Genomic DNA, 17,716 nt, shown 5'->3' with positions numbered 1-17,716 from the left:
CCCGCTGCACGCGGCAGTCGCCAGCATGCCACACCTTGGTGGCGCTTGCGTTTGTGCTCAGTCTCGATATGCTGGACGGAAACACTGTTCGATTCAATGGCTGACACGGGGCGCTTCAAGAGCAGGATGCTCAGGTATCGTGACTCTCTCTGCCAACCCGCGCAGTCCGGACACACACCGCGCCAGATTCGCTGCGCGGTAACGCATCTCAGCACCAGAGGAATTCGATGGCCCGTCCACGTCAGCATGCACCGGAAGCGCTGCATGCGCGGGTAATGGAGACATGCGATGAATGGCTCAAGCAGCAGCCCGTTCACGCCTTGTCCTTGCGCAACCTGGCTCGCGAAGTCGGTTGCGCCCCCAGTACCCTGCTCAAGCTCTACGGCAGTTTTGGCAACCTGCTCCAGCACGTCAATCTGACGACCCTGGACCGTCTGCGCGATGCGATTGCCGGGCAGGAGACCCCGAGCCCCTCCCAGCGTCTCAAGGCATTGGCGCGAGCCTATTGGGGCTTTGCCCAGCGCGACCCCTATCGCTGGCAGCTGCTGTTCGATTTCCCGCTGGCCCAGGAAGGGGAGCTGGATCAGCGTCAGAACGCCATGATCGAAGGCTTGTTCGAGCGAGTGGAGCTGGCTCTGGTCGAGTACGCTCCCAAGGTGGAGTCAGTGGAAGCCAAGCGCATGGCGCGAACCCTGTGGGGCAGCGTGCATGGCCTGGTCCAGCTGGGCATGAATGAACGCCTGGGTCTGTGGCAAGGACAGCCGCTGGAAGTCACGGAACTGCTCGACCAGCTGCTGGATACCATGCTGGCGGGGCTCAAGGTGCGCAGCGAGGCTGCAGGCTCGGGGGATGCCACGGAAGCAGGGCGATGAGTCGAGACCTTCTGCGGCGGCCACGCTTTGCCCCCTTCTTCTGGACCCAGGCCCTCGGGGCCTTCAATGACAATCTCTTCAAGAACGCGCTGCTGCTGCTGCTGACCTTCGTGGTCATCGAGCAGCGCGGTTGGGACACCGGCGTCGTCAACAATCTGGCCGCCGGATTGTTCATCCTGCCTTTTCTGCTGTTTTCCGCCTGGGGCGGCCTGCTGGCGGACCGCCTCGACAAGCAGCGGCTGATCGTCAGGCTCAAGTGGCTGGAGCTTGCCACCATGAGCGTGGCGGCGGGTGCCTTGATCTTCGAGGCCTGGGAGCTCTTGCTGGCGCTGCTGTTCATGATGGGCACCCAGTCCGCGCTGTTCGGCCCGGTCAAGTACGCCATCCTGCCTCAGCATCTCAAGGCCGATGAGCTGGTCAGTGGCAATGCCTGGGTCGAACTGGGCACCTTCCTCGCCATTCTGGTCGGTACCCTGGCGGCCGCGGCCTTGATGGCGCTGGGCGGTGAGCTGGCGCGCTGGGCGCTGTCGGCATCGCTGGTGTCGCTGGCGGTGCTTGGCGTACTGGCTGCCATGCGCATTCCGCCGGCGCCTTCCGCTTCACCGGGGCCGGTGCCCTGGCGGCCGCTGTCCGGCAGCGTGAAGGTGATGCGCGAGGGGCTGAGCAATCGTCGGCTACGCTGGGCGCTGCTCGGCATCAGTGCGTTCTGGTTCCTCGGTGCGAGCTATCTGACGCAATTGCCGGCATATGCGCGGGATATCGTCCATGGGGCCGAAGGGGCGACATCGGCCCTGCTGGCGGCCTTTGCCATCGGCATTGGCCTGGGGTCGCTGGCCTGTGAGCGTGTCTCGCGTGGACGACTCGAGACAGGGCTTGTGCCCTTCGGGGCGCTGATCATCTTTGCCGGCGGGCTGGACCTTGCCTTGCGCCCGGCGCTGGCTGAGGCCCAGATGGCCACGCCGCTGATCGAGCTGCTGGGCATCGCCGGATTCTGGCGCATGTGGCTGGATCTCGGCGTCATCGGCTTCGGCGGCGGCCTGTATATCGTGCCGCTCTACACGCTGTTGCAGCTGCGCAGCCCCGAGGACCATCGCGCGCGCATGATCGCGGCCAACAATGTGCTCAATGCCTTGCTGATGGTGCTCTCGGCCGGTGCCGGCATTCTGGTGCTGGGCGTGATGGGGCGTGATATTCCGGACTTCCTGCTGCTGCTGTCCTTGATCAGTGGATTGATCGCGGTGATCTGCATGCTGCGTGACCCGCGGCCCTTCCTGCGGCTGATCATCTTCATCCTCATTCACCTGATGTATCGGCTGCACCTCAAGGGGCGCTGGCGGATACCGGCGGAAGGCGCGGCACTGGTGGTGTGCAACCACGTCAGCTTCATGGATGCGCTGATACTCGGCGGCGCCAGCCCGCGCCCATTGCGGTTTCTGATGGATGCCGAGATCTATCACTCTCCCTGGCTGAAATGGTTCTTCCGCATTGCGGGGGCCATTCCGGTGGATTCCTCGCGCAAGGACCCCGCCGGTGTGCGTCGTTCACTGGAAGAGGTCGGCAAGGCGCTGCGCGAGGGCGAGGTGGTCATGATCTTCCCGGAAGGCAAGCTGACGCGAGATGGGGAAGTGGGACGCTTCCGGCGCGGGCTGGAGCTGATCCTCGCGCGTGATCCGGCGCCGGTGATCCCGATGGCTCTGGGGGGCCTGTGGGGGTCGTGGTTCTCCCACGGCGGCGGGCCGGCCTTTGCCAAGTGGCCGCGTCGCCTGCGTGGTCGGGTGGAGTTGTGCGTCGGTCGCACCTTCGCGCCGGAGAACGTCAAGGCTGCGGAGCTGGAAGAGGCCGTGCGCGATCTGCATCGCAAGGCGACACGCCTGGCGGACTGCCAATGACGGGGTGAAGCTGCTTTGGTCGAGGGTGGCAGCCCCCTCACGTGGTGAGCGCGAGAGCGTTCCCTGAAAAAAAGACGCCGTCCGTGGCTTCACGGGCGGCGTCTTTGCGTATGCGGTTCACGTTCTGTGAACAGTGATGGCGCTTACGCGGCGGCGCTGGAGCTGCTGCCGTGGACGGCAGGCTGATTGGATGGCGCGGTGTGGCGGGTGACCCAGAAGCCGATGCCGCCCACCAGGCATGCGGCAAGCATGACCAGCGGTACCGGCAGCATGTTGGAGCCGTTCAGCCACAGGCTGGCAATCGCACCGTAGAGTCCGCCGCCCAGGAAGAGCGCGGTGCCCGAGATGGCGTTGGCGACCCCGTGGCCGCGGGTGAACAGCGACTGGTAGTCCGCCATCACGTTGGGGGTGATCATGGCGCCTGCGCCAAGTACCACCAGCATGCCGGGAATCAGGGTGGCGGCGCTGATCGTGCCAGTGAGGCCCAGCCCCAGCAGCCAGGTGATGCCGGTCAGCTGGACGCTCAATGCCAGCTTGACCAGCGTGCGCGTGCGCAGGTGCTTGAGGCCGAGGTGATTGAGACGGTTGCCGACGAACATCGCGACCACATTGGCGCCGAAGGCCAGCGCGAACTGCGGCGGTGTCATCCCGAGTAGCCCTTGATACAGGTAGCTGGCATTGGTGATGAAGGTGAACATGATGCCGGGCCCGCACAGGATCAGCATCAGGTGCCCCGGGACTCCCCGGGTGGTGAGGACGTCGCCATAGCTGCGCAGCACATTGCGTGGTCTGAAGGGCGTGCGCTCGCTGGCGGGGTGGGTCTCCGGCAGCCAGCGATGGATGATAAGACCGACTATCAGCCCGTAGACACCCAGCGCGAAGAAGATCGTCGTCCAGTGGCTCAGTGAGATCACCAGGGCGCCCAGGGACGGCGCTATCAGTGGCGCCGTCATCAGTACCATGGTCACGTTGGTCATCAGGCGCGCGGCGTCCTTGCCGGTCGCGACGTCTCTCACCACGGTGCGCGAGACACCGCCGGTCATGCCGGTGGCGATGCCCTGAAGCACTCGCCAGACCAGCAGCCAGTGGAAGTCTCGTGTCAGTGCGCAACCAAGTCCGGCGACGAGAAACAGCACGAAACCACTCAGGGCGACGGGGCGGCGCCCGAGACTGTCGGATAGCGGGCCACCGCCCAGCTGACCCATCGCGTAGCCGAAGAAGAACATGGTGATGGTCAGGCCGATGCGATGCTCGTCCACACCGAAGTCGCCTGCCATGGAAGGCATGGCGGGCAGGTAGGCGTCGGTCGCCAGAGGCGCGAGCGCCACCATCAGTGCCAGCATCAGCGTGAAGCGTGCGGGGTGGTGGTGCAGGACAGTCGTCGGGGAGGAGGCTTGGGTCATGAGGGCCATTTGCGGGTAGTGGGCAGTGCAGGAAAAGGTGGTCCGGCGATCCGGCGATCCGGCGATCCGGCGGCCCGGCGTTCCGGGCAGGCACAGGATAGCGTGTGTCGCCGGCATTGGCCGCCCCGTGGCATGCAACACCGCATTGCAATGGACGTGAACGCGAAGGGCCCGCCAGATGGCGGGCCCTTCGCGCATGACGCTGCAACGTTACCCTGCAGGCGCTGGATCAGGTGCGCGTGGTGCGCGAGGCCTGCCAGCAGCGTGCCGAGGTGATCTGGTTGTCCTTGACCTGCTGGATCTCGATGCGGGTCGTGCCGATGGCCAGACTGGCTGGCGCATCCGGGAAGGATTCCAGGTGCTCGAGGATCAGGCCATTGAGCGTCTTGGGGCCATCGGTCGGCAGCTGCCAGCCGATGGCCTTGTTGATCTCGCGGATGTTGGCGGTACCCTCGATCACGTAGCTGCCGTTGTCCTGGGGATGGATTTCCTGATGGGTGCCGGCCACGTCGGTGGTGAACTCGCCGACGATCTCCTCGAGGATATCCTCCAGTGTCGCCAGCCCCTGCACATCGCCATACTCGTCGACCACGATGCCGATGCGGCGCTTCTGCTTCTGGAAATTGAGCAGCTGGGTATGCAGCGGGGTGGATTCCGGGATGAAGTAGGGCTCGCGGGCCTCCTGGATGATGGAGGCCTTGGTGACCTCGTCCAGTGACAGGAAACGGGCCGCATTGCGCAGGTGCAGGATGCCGATGATGTTGTTGATGTCACCCTTGTAGATCGGCACTCGTGTGTGCTGACTGGCGCGGATATGACTGAGAATGATGTCGAGATCATCATCGAGGTCGATACCGAAGATTTCCTGACGCGGCACCATGATGTCATCGACGGTGACGTTCTCGAGGTCGAGGATCGACAGCAGCATGCCCTGGTGACGGCGCGGGATCATGCTGCCAGCCTCGTGGACCACGGTGCGCAGCTCGTCACGGGTCAGGCTGTCGGCCCCGCCGCTGACATCGCGAACGCCGAACAGGCGCAGCAGGCCATTGGAAATGCCATTGACCAGCCAGACCAGCGGATAGAGCAGCTTGAGCATGGGTTCGAGAATCACCGACGCCGGGTAGGCGATACGCTCGGGATTCACGGCGGCCATGGTCTTGGGCGTCACTTCGGCGAAGATCAGCACCACGATGGTGAGGACGGCAGTGGAGATGGCAGGGCCGGAGACATCACCGAAGTAATGGATGGCAATGATGGTGGCCAGAGACGCTGCCAGATTGTTGACGAAGTTGTTGCCGATCAGGATGACGCCGATCAGACGGTCCGGGCGAGATAGCAGGCGGGTGACGCGCTTGGCGCCGCGCTCACCGCTCTTCTCGCGGTGGCTCAGGCGATAGCGGTTGATCGACATCATGCCGGTCTCGGAGCTCGAGAAGAAGGCAGACAGGAAGATCAGGATGACCAGCAGGCCGAACAGCAGCCCCAGCGGGGTGTCGTCGCTCAAGAGTGAAGGGTCCTCGGTGGCGGATTTACGCGCATGATACTGCTGCCGTGACGGCAATGCACCAGCTGCTGCGGGTGCTGCCCGTCACGACAGCGACGCTCAGTGGGAAAACACGACCTGCAGGGCGAACTTGGTGCCGAAGAAGGCCAGCGCCAGCACCAGGCAGCCGCCCAGCGTCCAGCGCGCCGCGCGCTGTCCGCGCCAGCCCAGGACATGATGGCCGAACAGCAGCACGGCGAAGATCACCCAGGCGCCGAAGCTCAGGACCGTCTTGTGCGCGAGGTGCTGGGCGAACAGGTTGTCGAGGTAGATCATGCCGCTGAGAATCGACACGCTGAGCAGGATCATTCCGGCCCAGATCAGCTCGAACAGTGCGCGCTCCATGCTGGTCAGCGCGGGCAGTACCTGGACGATGCCGCGGGTGTGACGCTTCTTCAGCGCATGTTGCTGCAATGACAGCAGACCGGCCTGCATGGCCGAGATGCTGAAGAAGGCCAGTGCCGCCACTGAGGTGAGGATGTGGGCGATGAGCCCCGCGGAAAGTGGATTCTCGGTATTGGCGCTGGGAAGATTCATCACGCCAAGGACGCAGATGGCCGCCACGGGGAAGAGGGCGGCACCGCCGGCAATCACCGGCTTGAACATGCTGGCCAGGATCAGCAGCAGGCTGATGGCCCAGCTGACCAGCGAGGCGCTCTCGAACAGTCCGAGGTGCAGCTCGCCGCCATGGCTGATGGTGAGCCAGACGATCACGGCATGGCAGGCGACGGCTACCAGTGCCAGGCCGCGTACCAGACGTGGTCTGGACGGTACCCGGCGGATGAGCGTCAGGCCCTGCCACAGGCCGGCGCCGAGATAGAAGATGATGGCCAGAAAGGCAAAGGGCAGAGCCTGCATGTGCTGTTGTCCAGGTGCCGAGGATGTACGAGGAGGCAGGTCCTGTACGAGACGCTGCCTATATGATGTGACTATACCGAATGCACTCATGTGATTGCATCCACGCCACGCGCTTTGAGGAGGCTGGCGGAGCCGTGTCGGGGAGAGAATTCCCGGCGAGAGAGGATTTGGTCGGCGCTTGAGTGTCCCCATCATGGAGACAGACCCGCCCTGTGCGTATAATGCGCCACAGGATGAACCATTCACGCGCTGGGGCGTCATGCCGTGACCCCCGGAATCGAGGACAGCACTGTCCTCGAGCCGCTGCGAGCGGCCCCCAGACGTCCCTAGCCGGAGAGGCCCATGTTTCAAAGTTTGAGTGATCGCCTGTCGCAGACGCTGAAGTCGATTACCGGCCAGGCCAAGCTGACGGAAGACAACATCAAGGACACGCTGCGTGAAGTGCGCCGTGCGTTGCTTGAGGCGGATGTCGCACTGCCGGTGGTCAAGGCCTTCATCGACCGCGTGCGCGAGCGTGCCGTCGGTCAGGAAGTGTCCAAGAGCCTGTCGCCGGGTCAGCAGTTCGTCAAGATCGTCCAGCAGGAGCTGGAAGCGATCATGGGCGAAGCCAATGAAGGTCTGGTGCTCAAGGGCAGCCCGGCCGTCATTCTGATGGCGGGCCTGCAGGGTGCGGGCAAGACGACCACCGTCGCCAAGCTGGCGCGTTATCTGCGTGAGCGCGAGAAGAAAAAGGTGTTGGTGGTCTCGGCGGACGTCTATCGTCCGGCCGCCATCGACCAGCTGGAAACGCTGGCCAGGGAAGTCGAGGTGGATTTCTTCCCCTCCGACTCCTCTCAGCAGCCTGTCGCCATCGCTGAAGCGGCGATGAAGCACGCGCGTATCCAGTTCCACGACGTGGTGCTGGTGGATACCGCCGGCCGTCTGCATGTCGATGCCGACATGATGGACGAGATCGCGGCGCTGCATCGCAGCGTCAATCCTGATGAGACGCTGTTCGTCGTCGATGCGATGACCGGTCAGGATGCCGCCAATACCGCCAAGGCCTTCCATGAAGCCCTGCCGCTGACCGGTGTCGTGCTGACCAAGGCCGATGGTGATGCGCGTGGTGGTGCGGCGCTGTCCGTTCGCCACATCACCGGCAAGCCGATCAAGTTCATGGGGATGGGGGAGAAGGTCGATGCCCTCGAGCCCTTCCACCCGGACCGCATCGCCTCGCGCATCCTCGGCATGGGCGACATGCTGTCGCTGATCGAGGAAGCCGAGCGCAGCGTCGACAAGACCAAGGCCGAGCAGCTGGCCAAGAAGGTCCAGAAAGGCTCGGGCTTCGATCTCGAGGACTTCCGCGACCAGCTTCAGCAGCTCAAGAACATGGGTGGCATGGGCAGCCTGATGTCCAAGCTGCCGGGCATGGGGCAGCTGGCGGAAGTCGCCCAGAGCCAGGCCAGCGAGAAGGAGCTGGGCAAGCTCGAGGCGATGATCAACTCCATGACACCCAAGGAGCGTCGCAACCCGGATCTCATCAATGGCTCGCGCAAGCGTCGCATCTGCATGGGCTCCGGTACCCAGGTGCCGGACCTCAATCGTCTGCTCAAGCAGCACAAGCAGATGGCCAAGATGATGAAGAAGGCCGGCAAGAAAGGTGGCATGCAGAAGATGATGCGTGGCATGTCCGGCATGATGGGCGGCGGCGGTCCCGGTGGCATGGGTGGCCCCGGCGGCATGGGCGGTCCCGGCGGGATGGGAGGCATGGGTGGCCCGGGCGGCGGACGCTTCCCGCGTCGCTGAGTCTCCGGCAAGGCACTGAGGTTCTCGCCGACAGGATTTCGTGGCGTCAGAGTCACGAATCGCGCCCCGTGACACGGCTCGTGTCGCGGGGCGCGCGTATGGTCATGGAAAAAGGTTTCCAAGGCTTGGCATTTTCCGTAGAATGTCGCCTCTTCGTGTGGACCCTCCATGCGAAGCCGAGTTCTGTGGCACGATTTTCACTTCAACACGAAGGACAGATTACGCAATGGTTACCATTCGTCTGGCACGTGGTGGCGCCAAGAAGCGTCCCTTCTACCACCTGGCTGTAGCTGATTCCCGCACAGCCCGTGATGGCCGCTTCATCGAGCGCGTCGGCTTCTTCAACCCGGTCGCTCGCGGCCAGGAAGAGCGTCTGCGCATCGATCTCGAGCGCATCGCTCACTGGCAGCAGCAGGGCGCACAGGTCTCTGACCGTGTCGCTCAGCTGATCAAGGAAGCTGGCAAGCAGCAGGCTTGATTTCCAGGATGCCTACTCACTCGAACAACCCGCAGCCGACCGCACACACCTCGCATGGCGATGATGTGGTGGTCATGGGGAAGCTTACCAGCCCCTATGGCGTGAAAGGCTGGCTCAAGGTGTACTCCTACACCAGCCCGATCGATGGCATCTTCGACTATGCCGGCTGGATCCTGAAGCTTGACGGGAAGCAGATTCCCGCGCGACTTGCCCAGGCACGTCGTCATGGCAAGGGTCTGGTGGCGCAGCTGGAAGGTGTCGACGATCGCGAAGCGGCGCAGGCGCTGGCCGGGGCGGAGATTCTCCTGCCCAAGCAGCAACTGCCGCAGCTCGAGGTGGGTGAGTACTACTGGCATCAACTGGAAGGTCTCGAGGTGGTGACGCTGGATGGCCAGCGCCTCGGACAAGTGAACACCCTGATGGAAACCGGTGCCAACGACGTTCTGGTGATCAAGCCGAACGACGACAGCATCGATGAGAAGGAACGGCTCGTGCCGTACCTGCCCGATCAGGTGGTTCGCGATGTGGATCTCGTCAATGGACGCATGAGCGTCGATTGGGATCCCGAATTCTGATGAAAAGCACAGAGAGCTGACGCCTGTGTGGATTGGTGTAGTAAGTCTGTTTCCGGAAATGTTCACGGCGATCACCGCCAGTGGCGTGACCGGCCGAGCGGTCGACAAGGGCCTGCTCGAGGTCGATTTCTGGAACCCGCGTGACTACGCCACCGACAGGCACCGTACGGTCGATGATCGTCCCTACGGCGGTGGTCCCGGCATGTTGATGAAGGTCGAGACCCTGCGAGGCGCCATTCGTGACGCCCGTGCCGCTGGCGGTGACGACGCCCGCGTGATCTATCTCTCCCCGCAAGGCCGCAAGCTGGATCAGGCCGGTGCCCGCGAACTGGCGACGAATGAGCGCCTGATCGTGGTGGCCGGACGCTATGAAGGCATTGACGAACGCGTGGTGGAAGAGGAGATCGACGAGGAATGGTCGATCGGCGATTACGTCCTGTCTGGCGGTGAGCTGCCAGCCATGGTCCTGATCGATACGGTAGCGCGCCTGGTGCCGGGCGTACTCGGGCATGAAGCCAGTGCGGAGGAGGATTCCTTCACCGACGGCCTGCTCGATTGTCCGCACTACACTCGCCCCGAAGTCATCGACGGCAAGCGAGTGCCGGAAGTGCTGCTCAGTGGCAATCATGCCCTGATCAAGCGCTGGCGGTTGCAACAGTCTCTGGGACGTACCTGGCTCAGGCGTCCGGATCTGCTGGAGAGCCGCACGTTGACTCGTGAGGAGCGCAAGCTGCTCGACGAGTTCATCGCGCAGCACGCCCGGAAAGGCAAGGCCTGACCTTCGCGGACCTCGCGTTCGCTGTCAGGAGAAGGCCGCCACCGTGGCGGAGGTGCGGCACGGCCCGGAGTCATCTTGCGGGAGCCCCGTGGCGCGTCACACACAAGGTCGATCCCCGTGTTCAAGGCCGTTTGCGGTGCCGGGGTCATGACGAACATCAGCCTCAGGGTTGATGCTAACGAATTTGGAGCTAGCGATGAGCAGCAAGAACAAACTGATCCAGGCGATCGAAAACGAGCAGATGGCCAAGGAAATCCCGGCCTTTGCACCGGGCGACACCATCGTCGTCCAGGTCAAGGTCGTCGAAGGTACCCGCGAGCGTCTGCAGGCCTTCGAAGGCGTGGTGATCGGCAAGCGTAACCGCGGTCTGAACTCCGCCTTCACCGTCCGCAAGATCTCCCACGGTGTGGGCGTCGAGCGTACTTTCCAGACTTACAGCCCGCAGGTTGCTGCCATCGACGTCAAGCGTCGTGGTGACGTCCGTCAGGCCAAGCTGTACTACCTCCGTGAGCGTAGCGGCAAGTCTGCACGCATCAAGGAAAAGCTGGGCTAAGCGCTCCGCATTCCCTGACTGCAGAACTCGGCAGTACGGCGGAGGAGCGAATTGCCACTTGCTCCTCCGCCACACAAAGACCCCGCCATGCCTCGCATGGCGGGGTCTTTGTGTCTGTGGATGAGGGAAAGTTGCCGCAGTGACCGTCGGATTCATTTCAACGTCAGGGCGTCACGGTAGAATTCGGCAGTCGTCGCGCCGGAAGGTGTCGGTTGCGCGCATCGGGAAGGAGGAAGCAGGCATGAAGGATGACGAGACGCTGGTCGCGGCATTTCTCGATACGTTGTGGCTGGAGCGCGGTGTCAGTGACAACACGCTTGGTGCCTATCGAAGTGACCTCGAGAGCTGGCAGCGGTGGTTGCTGGAGCAGCAGGAGTCCGGAGGCGAAGCCACGCCATTGCTGGAGGCTACCCCTGTGCAGGTGCAGGCATTCTGTGACTCACGACGTGAATCGCATGCGCTGCGCTCCACCGCGCGACTGTTGTCTGCGTTGCGGCGGTTCTATCGCTGGGCACTGGCCGAGGGCATGATCGAGGCGGATCCCGTGCATGAGGTGCGCCTTCCCCGCGTGATCCCCAGCCTGCCTGGCACGCTCGACGAGGAGGAAGTCGAGCGCCTGCTGGAGGCGCCGGATCTCGAGACGGCCATCGGCCTGCGCGACCGGACCATGCTGGAGGTGCTCTATGGCGCGGGATTGCGCATCAGTGAACTGGTCGGTCTGCGGGTCGATGCGCTCAATCTGCGCCAGGGTGTGGTCAGAGTGATCGGCAAGGGCGATCGCGAGCGGCTGGTGCCGTTGGGCGAGGAGGCCTGTGACTGGCTGTCACGCTGGCTGTCGGCTGGCCGACCTGCGATGATGGCCGACCAGACGCGCCCGGCGCTGTTTCCCGGTCGGCATGACAAGGCCATGACGCGGCAGACCTTCTGGCACCGCATCCGGCGCCACGCCGTCACGGCCGGTATCGACAAGCCCCTGTCACCGCATACCCTGCGCCACGCCTTTGCGACGCACCTGCTCAATCATGGTGCCAACCTGCGTGTCGTGCAGCTGTTGCTGGGTCATCGTGATCTATCCACGACCCAGATCTATACCCATGTGGCTCAGGCGCGTCTGGAACGCCTGCACGCCGAACATCATCCGCGTGGTTGATACCAGGCACTTCGCCCCGCGGACGCCAAGGAGAGTCTGATGAGCAAGTTCACCCGCCGCCCGCAGCGCCTGCCACAGGCGTTGCGTCTGTTGAGCGCTGCTACCCTGCTGAGCGTGATGGCACCGCTCGCCCAGGCTGACGCGCTGGATGACCTGCGTGACAAGCTGGTGGTCAATGGCCAGCCGTTGCCGGTGGAGTCGCTGGCTTCCAGTCCGATCGAGGGTCTCTTCGAGGTGAAGCTCACCAGCGGCGAGACCTTCTTCACCGATGCGACGGGCAAGCACCTGATCGTCGGGGAAATGTACCGCAACGACGGTGACAAGGGGCTGGTGAATCTCAGCGAGCAGAAGGCCAATGGCGAGCGCCAGAAGCTGCTGGCCGAGGTCAGTGAGGACGACATGGTCATCTTCCGTCCGGCGGGTGAGGTCAAGGCGGTGATCAGCGTCTTCACTGACACCACCTGCCCCTATTGCCGCAAGCTGCATGAGGAAGTCCCGGAGCTCAATGCGCGTGGTGTCGAAGTGCGTTATCTGGCCTTCCCGCGTGGCGGTCTGCGCTCGCAGGGCGCACGCGAGCTGGCTCAGGTATGGTGTGCCGAGAATCGCACCGAGGCGATGAACCAGATCAAGAATCAGAGGCAGGCGCCCAAGCAGGAAGCCAGCTGTGATGCCCCGGTGGAAAGCCAGTATCAGCTCGGTACGCGCATGGGCGTGCAGGGCACACCGGCCATCGTGATGCCGGATGGCAAGATGGTGCCGGGCTATCTGCCGGTGGATCGCCTGACCACCATGTTGGGACTGGATGGCTGATGGTGTGACGCCTCAGAGTGGCTGCGCGTTGACAGGGCGTCCTGCCTTGCTACCGTGGTCACGAAAGACACAGACGCGAGCCGTCTGGATAATAGACCGACGACAGGTCGGCAAGGCCATGGCGCTCCGGCGCGGCCTCCAAGGCTGGATACCGTAACAAGAGAGGAAAGCGACGTTGAAACCGGTGAAAGTAGGAATCTGTGGTCTGGGTACCGTAGGCGGCGGCACGTTCAACGTGCTGGTACGCAATGCCGATGAGATTGCGCGTCGTGCTGGACGCCCGATTATCGTCGAACAGGTTGGCGCTCGTCGTGACAACCCTGACTGCGATATCACCGGCGTCAGCCGCACGCATGACATCTTCGAGGTCGCGCGCAACCCCGAGATCGATGTGCTGGTCGAACTGATCGGTGGCTATGACGTGGCCTATGAGTTGGTGATGGAAGCGATCGCCAACGGCAAGCATGTCGTGACCGCCAACAAGGCGCTGATCGCCGTGCACGGCAACGAGATCTTCCGCGCCGCGGCCGAGAAAGGGGTGATGGTGGCCTTCGAGGCAGCGGTCGCCGGTGGCATCCCGGTCATCAAGTCCCTGCGGGAAGGCCTGGGCGCCAACCGTATCCAGTGGCTGGCCGGCATCATCAACGGCACCGGCAACTTCATTCTCAGCGCGATGCGCGATGAAGGCCGCAGTTTCGATGACGTGCTGGCCGAGGCGCAGGCGCTGGGCTATGCCGAAGCGGACCCGACCTTCGACGTTGAAGGCATCGATGCCGCCCACAAGCTGACCATCCTGGCCTCCATCGCCTTCGGCGTGCCGCTGCAGTTCGACAAGGCCTACACCGAAGGCATCTCGCGCATCACGGCCGATGACATCGAGCAGGCCGACAACCTGGGCTATATCATCAAGCACCTGGGGATCACCCGCGCCACGGCCAAGGGTCTTGAGCTGCGTGTGCATCCGACGCTGATTCCCAAGGAGCGCCTGCTGGCCAATGTGCATGGGGTCAAGAATGCCATCGAGGTGATGGGCGATGCAGTCGGTCCCACCCTCTACTATGGTGCCGGCGCCGGTGCCGAGCCGACGGCCTCTGCCGTCGTGGCGGATCTGCTCGACGTGGCGCGCGATATCGCCACCGACCACCGCTACCGCGTGCCGTATCTGGCCTTCGCCGAAATCAATCAGCACGGTGACACCCTGCCGATCCTGCCGATGGAAGAGATCGAGACGGCCTGCTACCTGCGTCTGCATGCGGTGGATCGTCCGGGGGTCCTGGCGCGTGTCGCGTCGATTCTCTCCGAACAGGGCATCTCCATCGAGGCGATCATCCAGAAGGAGGCCACCGAAGGCGAGCTGGTGCCGATCATTCTGCTCACGCACCGCGCGCGCGAACTGCACATGAACGAAGCGATTCGCCAGCTGGAAGCGCTGGTGGATGTCGCCGGTTCCGTGGTGCGCATTCGCGTCGAGGATCTCGACGACAACGCCTGATCGCGGGCAAACGGTACCGGGTCATCGAGGTTGATGGCTCGGTACTGCTGGGCAGCCGGCGCAGGCCGGAAGAGCAAGAATCATAACGGTGGCGAACGCCACGGGAAGACACGACATGCGTTATATCTCCACGCGCGGCCAGGCGCCGGCGCTCGGTTTTGAAGATGTGGTCCTCACGGGGCTTGCCAGCGATGGTGGCCTGTATGTGCCGGAAACCCTGCCGCAGTTCAGTGCCGAGGAACTGACGGCGATGGCCGGTGAGTCCTACGCGGAAATCGCCTTCCGTGTCATGAAGCCCTTCGTCGATGGTGCCATCGATGACGAGACCTTCCGTGAACTCGTGCGCGAGACCTACGCGACCTTCAGTCACGATGCGGTCGTGCCGCTCAATCAGCTCGACAGCAACCATTACCTGCTGGAGCTGTTCCACGGCCCGACGCTGGCCTTCAAGGATGTCGCGCTGCAGCTGCTGGGTCGCCTGCTTGATCACTTCCTTGCCAAGCGCGGCGAGCGTGCGGTGATCATGGGCGCGACCTCCGGTGATACCGGTTCTGCCGCCATCGAGGGCTGCCGTGCCTGCGATCACGTGGATATCTTCATCCTGCATCCGCACAACCGCGTCTCCGAAGTACAGCGCCGCCAGATGACCTCCGTGCTGGCGCCCAACGTCTTCAACGTCGCCATCGAAGGCAACTTCGACGATGCCCAGGCGATGGTGAAGGCCAGCTTCGCCGATCAGGATTTCCTGGATGGCACGCGTCTGGTCGCGGTCAACTCGATCAACTGGGCGCGCATCATGGCCCAGACCGTCTACTACGTGGCCGCCGGTGTGGCGCTGGGCGCTCCGGCGCGTCAGGTCAGCTTCACGGTGCCGTCGGCCAACTTCGGCAACATCTTTGCCGGCTATCTGGCCTCGCGTATGGGGCTGCCGGTACGTCAGCTGGTGATCGCCACCAACGCCAACGACATCCTGCATCGCACCATCTCTTCCAACGACTTCTCGCGTCAGGAGCTGAAGGCGACGCTGGCACCGTCAATGGATATCGTGGTGTCCTCCAACTTCGAGCGTCTGCTGTTCGAAGCCTATGGCCGTGATGGTCAGGCGATCCGTGAACTGCTCGAGCACTTCTCGCGCGAACCGGCGGCGCTGGCAGATGCCCCGCTGGCCAGGCTGCGTGAGCTGTTCTCCAGCCACAGTGTCGACGACGAGACGATTCTCGAGGTCATCCGTGAAGCGCATCAGCGCACCGGCGAGATCCTCGATCCGCATACGGCGACAGGCTATCGCGCGGCAGAAGTCTGCCGGACGGATACCGCGACGCCGATGATCACGCTGGCGACGGCGCATCCGGCCAAGTTCGCCGAAGCGGTGGCGCGTGCTGGTTTCGCGGGTGTCGATCTGCCGCCACATCTGCATGACCTGCTGGAGCGCGAAGAGCGCTACAGCGTGCTGCCGGCCGAGCTGGCTGCCGTGCAGGACTTCGTGCGCGAGAATCGCCGCGGGTGATCGCATCAACGACGGCTCAGGCCTCCGGGGCTGAGCCGTCGTCCTTCTTTCATGGCCGTCATTTTCGCAGTCCGCTGTCGAAATGACGGCCATGTCGTTTGTCAGGAGTTCTTCATGTCTGTCACTCCCTCCTTGTCACCCTCCTTGGCACAAGGCACCGCATCGCGCCCTGATGAGCGTACGCTGGCGGCCAGCATCGCGCGGGTCATCCAGCCTCGCGTCAGAGATGAGCGCCTCTACCAGCAGGGGATCGCGACGGGGCTCAGCGAACTGCAGGCACGAGTACTGGCAGGGCGGTTGACGCTGGAGAGCTGCAAGGCGCCGCTGGAGGCGCTGGTCACGCCGGCGCTCCGGCACATCGAGCATCCCGAGCGGCTGGCGGATGGCCGGCGGGCGGCAGAGCGCATCGCGCGTGCTGTCGCCGAGGGTGAGCACATCGGCATCCTCACGGACTATGACGTGGACGGCATCACCTCGCATGTGGTGATGCTGCGCACGCTGACGGAGCTGTTCGATGTGCCCTACGACCGGGTGCACAGTCTGATCGGTCATCGCATCCACGATGGTTACGGCATCAGTCTGCCGCTGGTCGAGCGCATCATGACACTGTCGCCGCGCCCGAGCCTGATCGTCACCGCGGATTGTGGTTCCAGTGATGAGGCGCGCCTGGCGCTGCTCAAGGAAGCGGGGATAGAGGTCGTGGTGACGGATCACCATGCGTTGCCTCAGGAAGGGCCGCCGGCTTCCGCCTACGCGACCGTCAATCCGACACGTGACGATTGTGCCTATCCGGATGCGACCATCGCCGGTTGCATGGTGGCCTGGTTGACCATGTCATTGACGCGCAATGTGCTGATCGAGCAAGGCAGATTGCCGGGGGATGCGCCCAAGTTGTCGCCATGGCTGTCGTATGTGGCGCTGGGGACGGTGGCGGACTGTGTGTCACTGGGGGGCAGTGCGATCAATCGTGCGGTGGTCAATCTGGGCCTGACGTTGATCAATCGCATGCAGGAGCCCTGCTGGCGAGCCATGGCAGAGCGGCTCGGGGCCGATAGCGTGCCCTTCGATGCCGAGACGCTGGCCTTCCAGATGGGGCCGCGCATCAATGCCCGCTCACGACTGGATGATCCTTACGCCGCGCTGCATTTCATGCTGGCGCGTGGAGATGAGGCTGCTCAGCGCGCGCTGGAGGTGCTCGATCAGGACAATCAGTCGCGCAAGGCGATCGAGGCCGAGATGGTGGAGTCGGCGCGCGCCTTGGCGCTCGCCTCGTTGCGGGAAGGGCATCAGGTGATCGTGGTGCATCTGGAAGATGGTCACCCGGGAGTGCAGGGCATTGTCGCTTCACGTCTCGTGCAGCAGTTCGGGCGTCCGACCGTCGTGCTGACGCCAGCCGCGGTGCCCGGCATGTTGACCGGGTCCGGGCGCTCCATCGAAGGATTGCATCTGCGGGATGCGTTGCAGCGAGCGCATGACCTGGCACCGCAGTGTCTGCCGCGTTTCGGTGGGCACAGAGGTGCGGCAGGGGTGGGCTTGCCCCTGACGGAGAAGGATACCTTCACTCGTGCTCTACAACAGGCGGCCGCGGAGCAATTGGGTGAAAGGGCGCTCAACCCCTTGATTCTCAGTGATGGTGAACTGGCAGAAGGGCAGTTGAGCCTGGAGACCCTGGATGAACTCGAGCGTCTGGCGCCCTTCGGGCGTGAGTTCGAGGCGCCTCTCTTCGAGGGCAGTTTCCTGGTCGAGAGTCTGCGACCAGTAGGTGCCGATGGCACACATCTGTCGCTTGAGCTCTCGCTCGGGCGTACACGCCTCAAGGCGATCTGGTTCCGGGCGCTGTCGCCGGGGGAATCGCCGGCATTCGGCGTGGGGGCCGCTCTGAAGTGTGCTTACAAGCTGTCGCGCAATCGCTGGCGGGGGAGAGAGTCGCTGCAGCTGATGCTGGAGCATGCCGTACCAGCATGAGCGTGCTTGAATGAATTGCGGTATCTGGCCAGAAAGCCCTTGTGCTCAGCCCGGA

15 protein-coding genes are annotated in these 17,716 nt (G+C 63.6%); 12 read left to right on the top strand and 3 right to left on the bottom strand.

Features of this window, described 5'->3' with window-relative positions; translation table 11 throughout:
• Window positions 1–227 precede the first annotated feature (227 nt).
• Window positions 228–872, top strand: a complete 645-nt coding sequence (locus PJK54_RS17235; RefSeq protein ID WP_077373605.1) for a TetR/AcrR family transcriptional regulator — start codon at window positions 228–230, stop codon at window positions 870–872.
• On the top strand, window positions 869–2,761 hold the full coding sequence (locus PJK54_RS17230; RefSeq protein ID WP_271303466.1) for an MFS transporter: 1,893 nt from the start codon (window positions 869–871) through the stop codon (window positions 2,759–2,761). The genes PJK54_RS17235 and PJK54_RS17230 overlap by 4 nt, the downstream gene beginning before the upstream one ends.
• Window positions 2,762–2,904: 143 nt before the next feature.
• On the opposite strand, the gene PJK54_RS17225 is transcribed toward PJK54_RS17230, so the two are convergent.
• From PJK54_RS17225 to PJK54_RS17215, 3 genes are all read right to left on the bottom strand, one after another.
• The gene (locus tag PJK54_RS17225; RefSeq protein ID WP_271303465.1) at window positions 2,905–4,164 is read right to left on the bottom strand and encodes a multidrug effflux MFS transporter; all 1,260 of its coding nucleotides are present in this window, start codon (window positions 4,162–4,164) and stop codon (window positions 2,905–2,907) included.
• A 229-nt stretch (window positions 4,165–4,393) separates the two neighbouring features.
• A complete protein-coding gene (locus PJK54_RS17220) occupies window positions 4,394–5,671 on the bottom strand; it encodes an HlyC/CorC family transporter (RefSeq protein ID WP_077373614.1) in 1,278 nt (425 codons plus the stop codon).
• A gap of 99 nt (window positions 5,672–5,770) precedes the next feature.
• Window positions 5,771–6,568 carry a cytochrome C assembly family protein gene (locus PJK54_RS17215; RefSeq protein WP_077373617.1) on the bottom strand — a complete coding sequence of 266 codons (798 nt, stop codon included), beginning with the start codon at window positions 6,566–6,568 and terminating at the stop codon, window positions 5,771–5,773.
• 342 nt (window positions 6,569–6,910) lie between these two features.
• Here PJK54_RS17215 and ffh point away from each other — a divergent pair, with 342 nt between their 5' ends.
• The 10 genes from ffh to PJK54_RS17165 all read left to right on the top strand — a co-directional run bounded on the left by ffh (window position 6,911) and on the right by PJK54_RS17165 (window position 17,661).
• Window positions 6,911–8,353: a signal recognition particle protein gene (gene ffh, locus PJK54_RS17210; protein WP_077373620.1), complete on the top strand. Its 1,443-nt coding sequence runs from the start codon at window positions 6,911–6,913 to the stop codon at window positions 8,351–8,353.
• A 226-nt stretch (window positions 8,354–8,579) separates the two neighbouring features.
• Window positions 8,580–8,831 (top strand): 30S ribosomal protein S16, encoded by a 252-nt coding sequence (rpsP, locus tag PJK54_RS17205; RefSeq protein WP_065392604.1) that lies wholly within the window; start codon window positions 8,580–8,582, stop codon window positions 8,829–8,831.
• Window positions 8,832–8,839: 8 nt separating this feature from the next.
• A complete protein-coding gene (gene rimM, locus PJK54_RS17200; RefSeq protein WP_065392605.1) occupies window positions 8,840–9,406 on the top strand; it encodes a ribosome maturation factor RimM in 567 nt (188 codons plus the stop codon).
• Window positions 9,407–9,431: 25 nt separating this feature from the next.
• Entirely contained in the window at window positions 9,432–10,184 is a 753-nt protein-coding gene (gene trmD / locus PJK54_RS17195; RefSeq protein ID WP_065392606.1) for a tRNA (guanosine(37)-N1)-methyltransferase TrmD, read from the top strand.
• A 196-nt stretch (window positions 10,185–10,380) separates the two neighbouring features.
• Window positions 10,381–10,737, top strand: a complete 357-nt coding sequence (gene rplS, locus PJK54_RS17190; RefSeq protein WP_043336437.1) for a 50S ribosomal protein L19 — start codon at window positions 10,381–10,383, stop codon at window positions 10,735–10,737.
• A gap of 241 nt (window positions 10,738–10,978) precedes the next feature.
• Window positions 10,979–11,887, top strand: a complete 909-nt coding sequence (xerD, locus tag PJK54_RS17185) for a site-specific tyrosine recombinase XerD (protein WP_271303464.1) — start codon at window positions 10,979–10,981, stop codon at window positions 11,885–11,887.
• A 39-nt stretch (window positions 11,888–11,926) separates the two neighbouring features.
• On the top strand, window positions 11,927–12,697 hold the full coding sequence (locus tag PJK54_RS17180) for a DsbC family protein (RefSeq protein WP_077373626.1): 771 nt from the start codon (window positions 11,927–11,929) through the stop codon (window positions 12,695–12,697).
• 175 nt (window positions 12,698–12,872) lie between these two features.
• Window positions 12,873–14,189, top strand: coding sequence for a homoserine dehydrogenase (locus PJK54_RS17175; RefSeq protein WP_077373629.1), 1,317 nt, complete (start codon window positions 12,873–12,875; stop codon window positions 14,187–14,189).
• A 115-nt stretch (window positions 14,190–14,304) separates the two neighbouring features.
• Window positions 14,305–15,696, top strand: coding sequence for a threonine synthase (gene thrC / locus PJK54_RS17170; RefSeq protein ID WP_084207791.1), 1,392 nt, complete (start codon window positions 14,305–14,307; stop codon window positions 15,694–15,696).
• Window positions 15,697–15,810: 114 nt separating this feature from the next.
• Window positions 15,811–17,661: a single-stranded-DNA-specific exonuclease RecJ gene (locus tag PJK54_RS17165; RefSeq protein WP_271303463.1), complete on the top strand. Its 1,851-nt coding sequence runs from the start codon at window positions 15,811–15,813 to the stop codon at window positions 17,659–17,661.
• Window positions 17,662–17,716 lie beyond the last annotated feature (55 nt).

Origin of the sequence: Cobetia sp. MMG027 (assembly GCF_027947415.1) — a bacterium.
Classification (GTDB): domain Bacteria; phylum Pseudomonadota; class Gammaproteobacteria; order Pseudomonadales; family Halomonadaceae; genus Cobetia; species Cobetia marina.
Note: the sequence above shows the minus strand (reverse complement) of the source record. Positions and strands in the feature narration are given on the sequence as shown.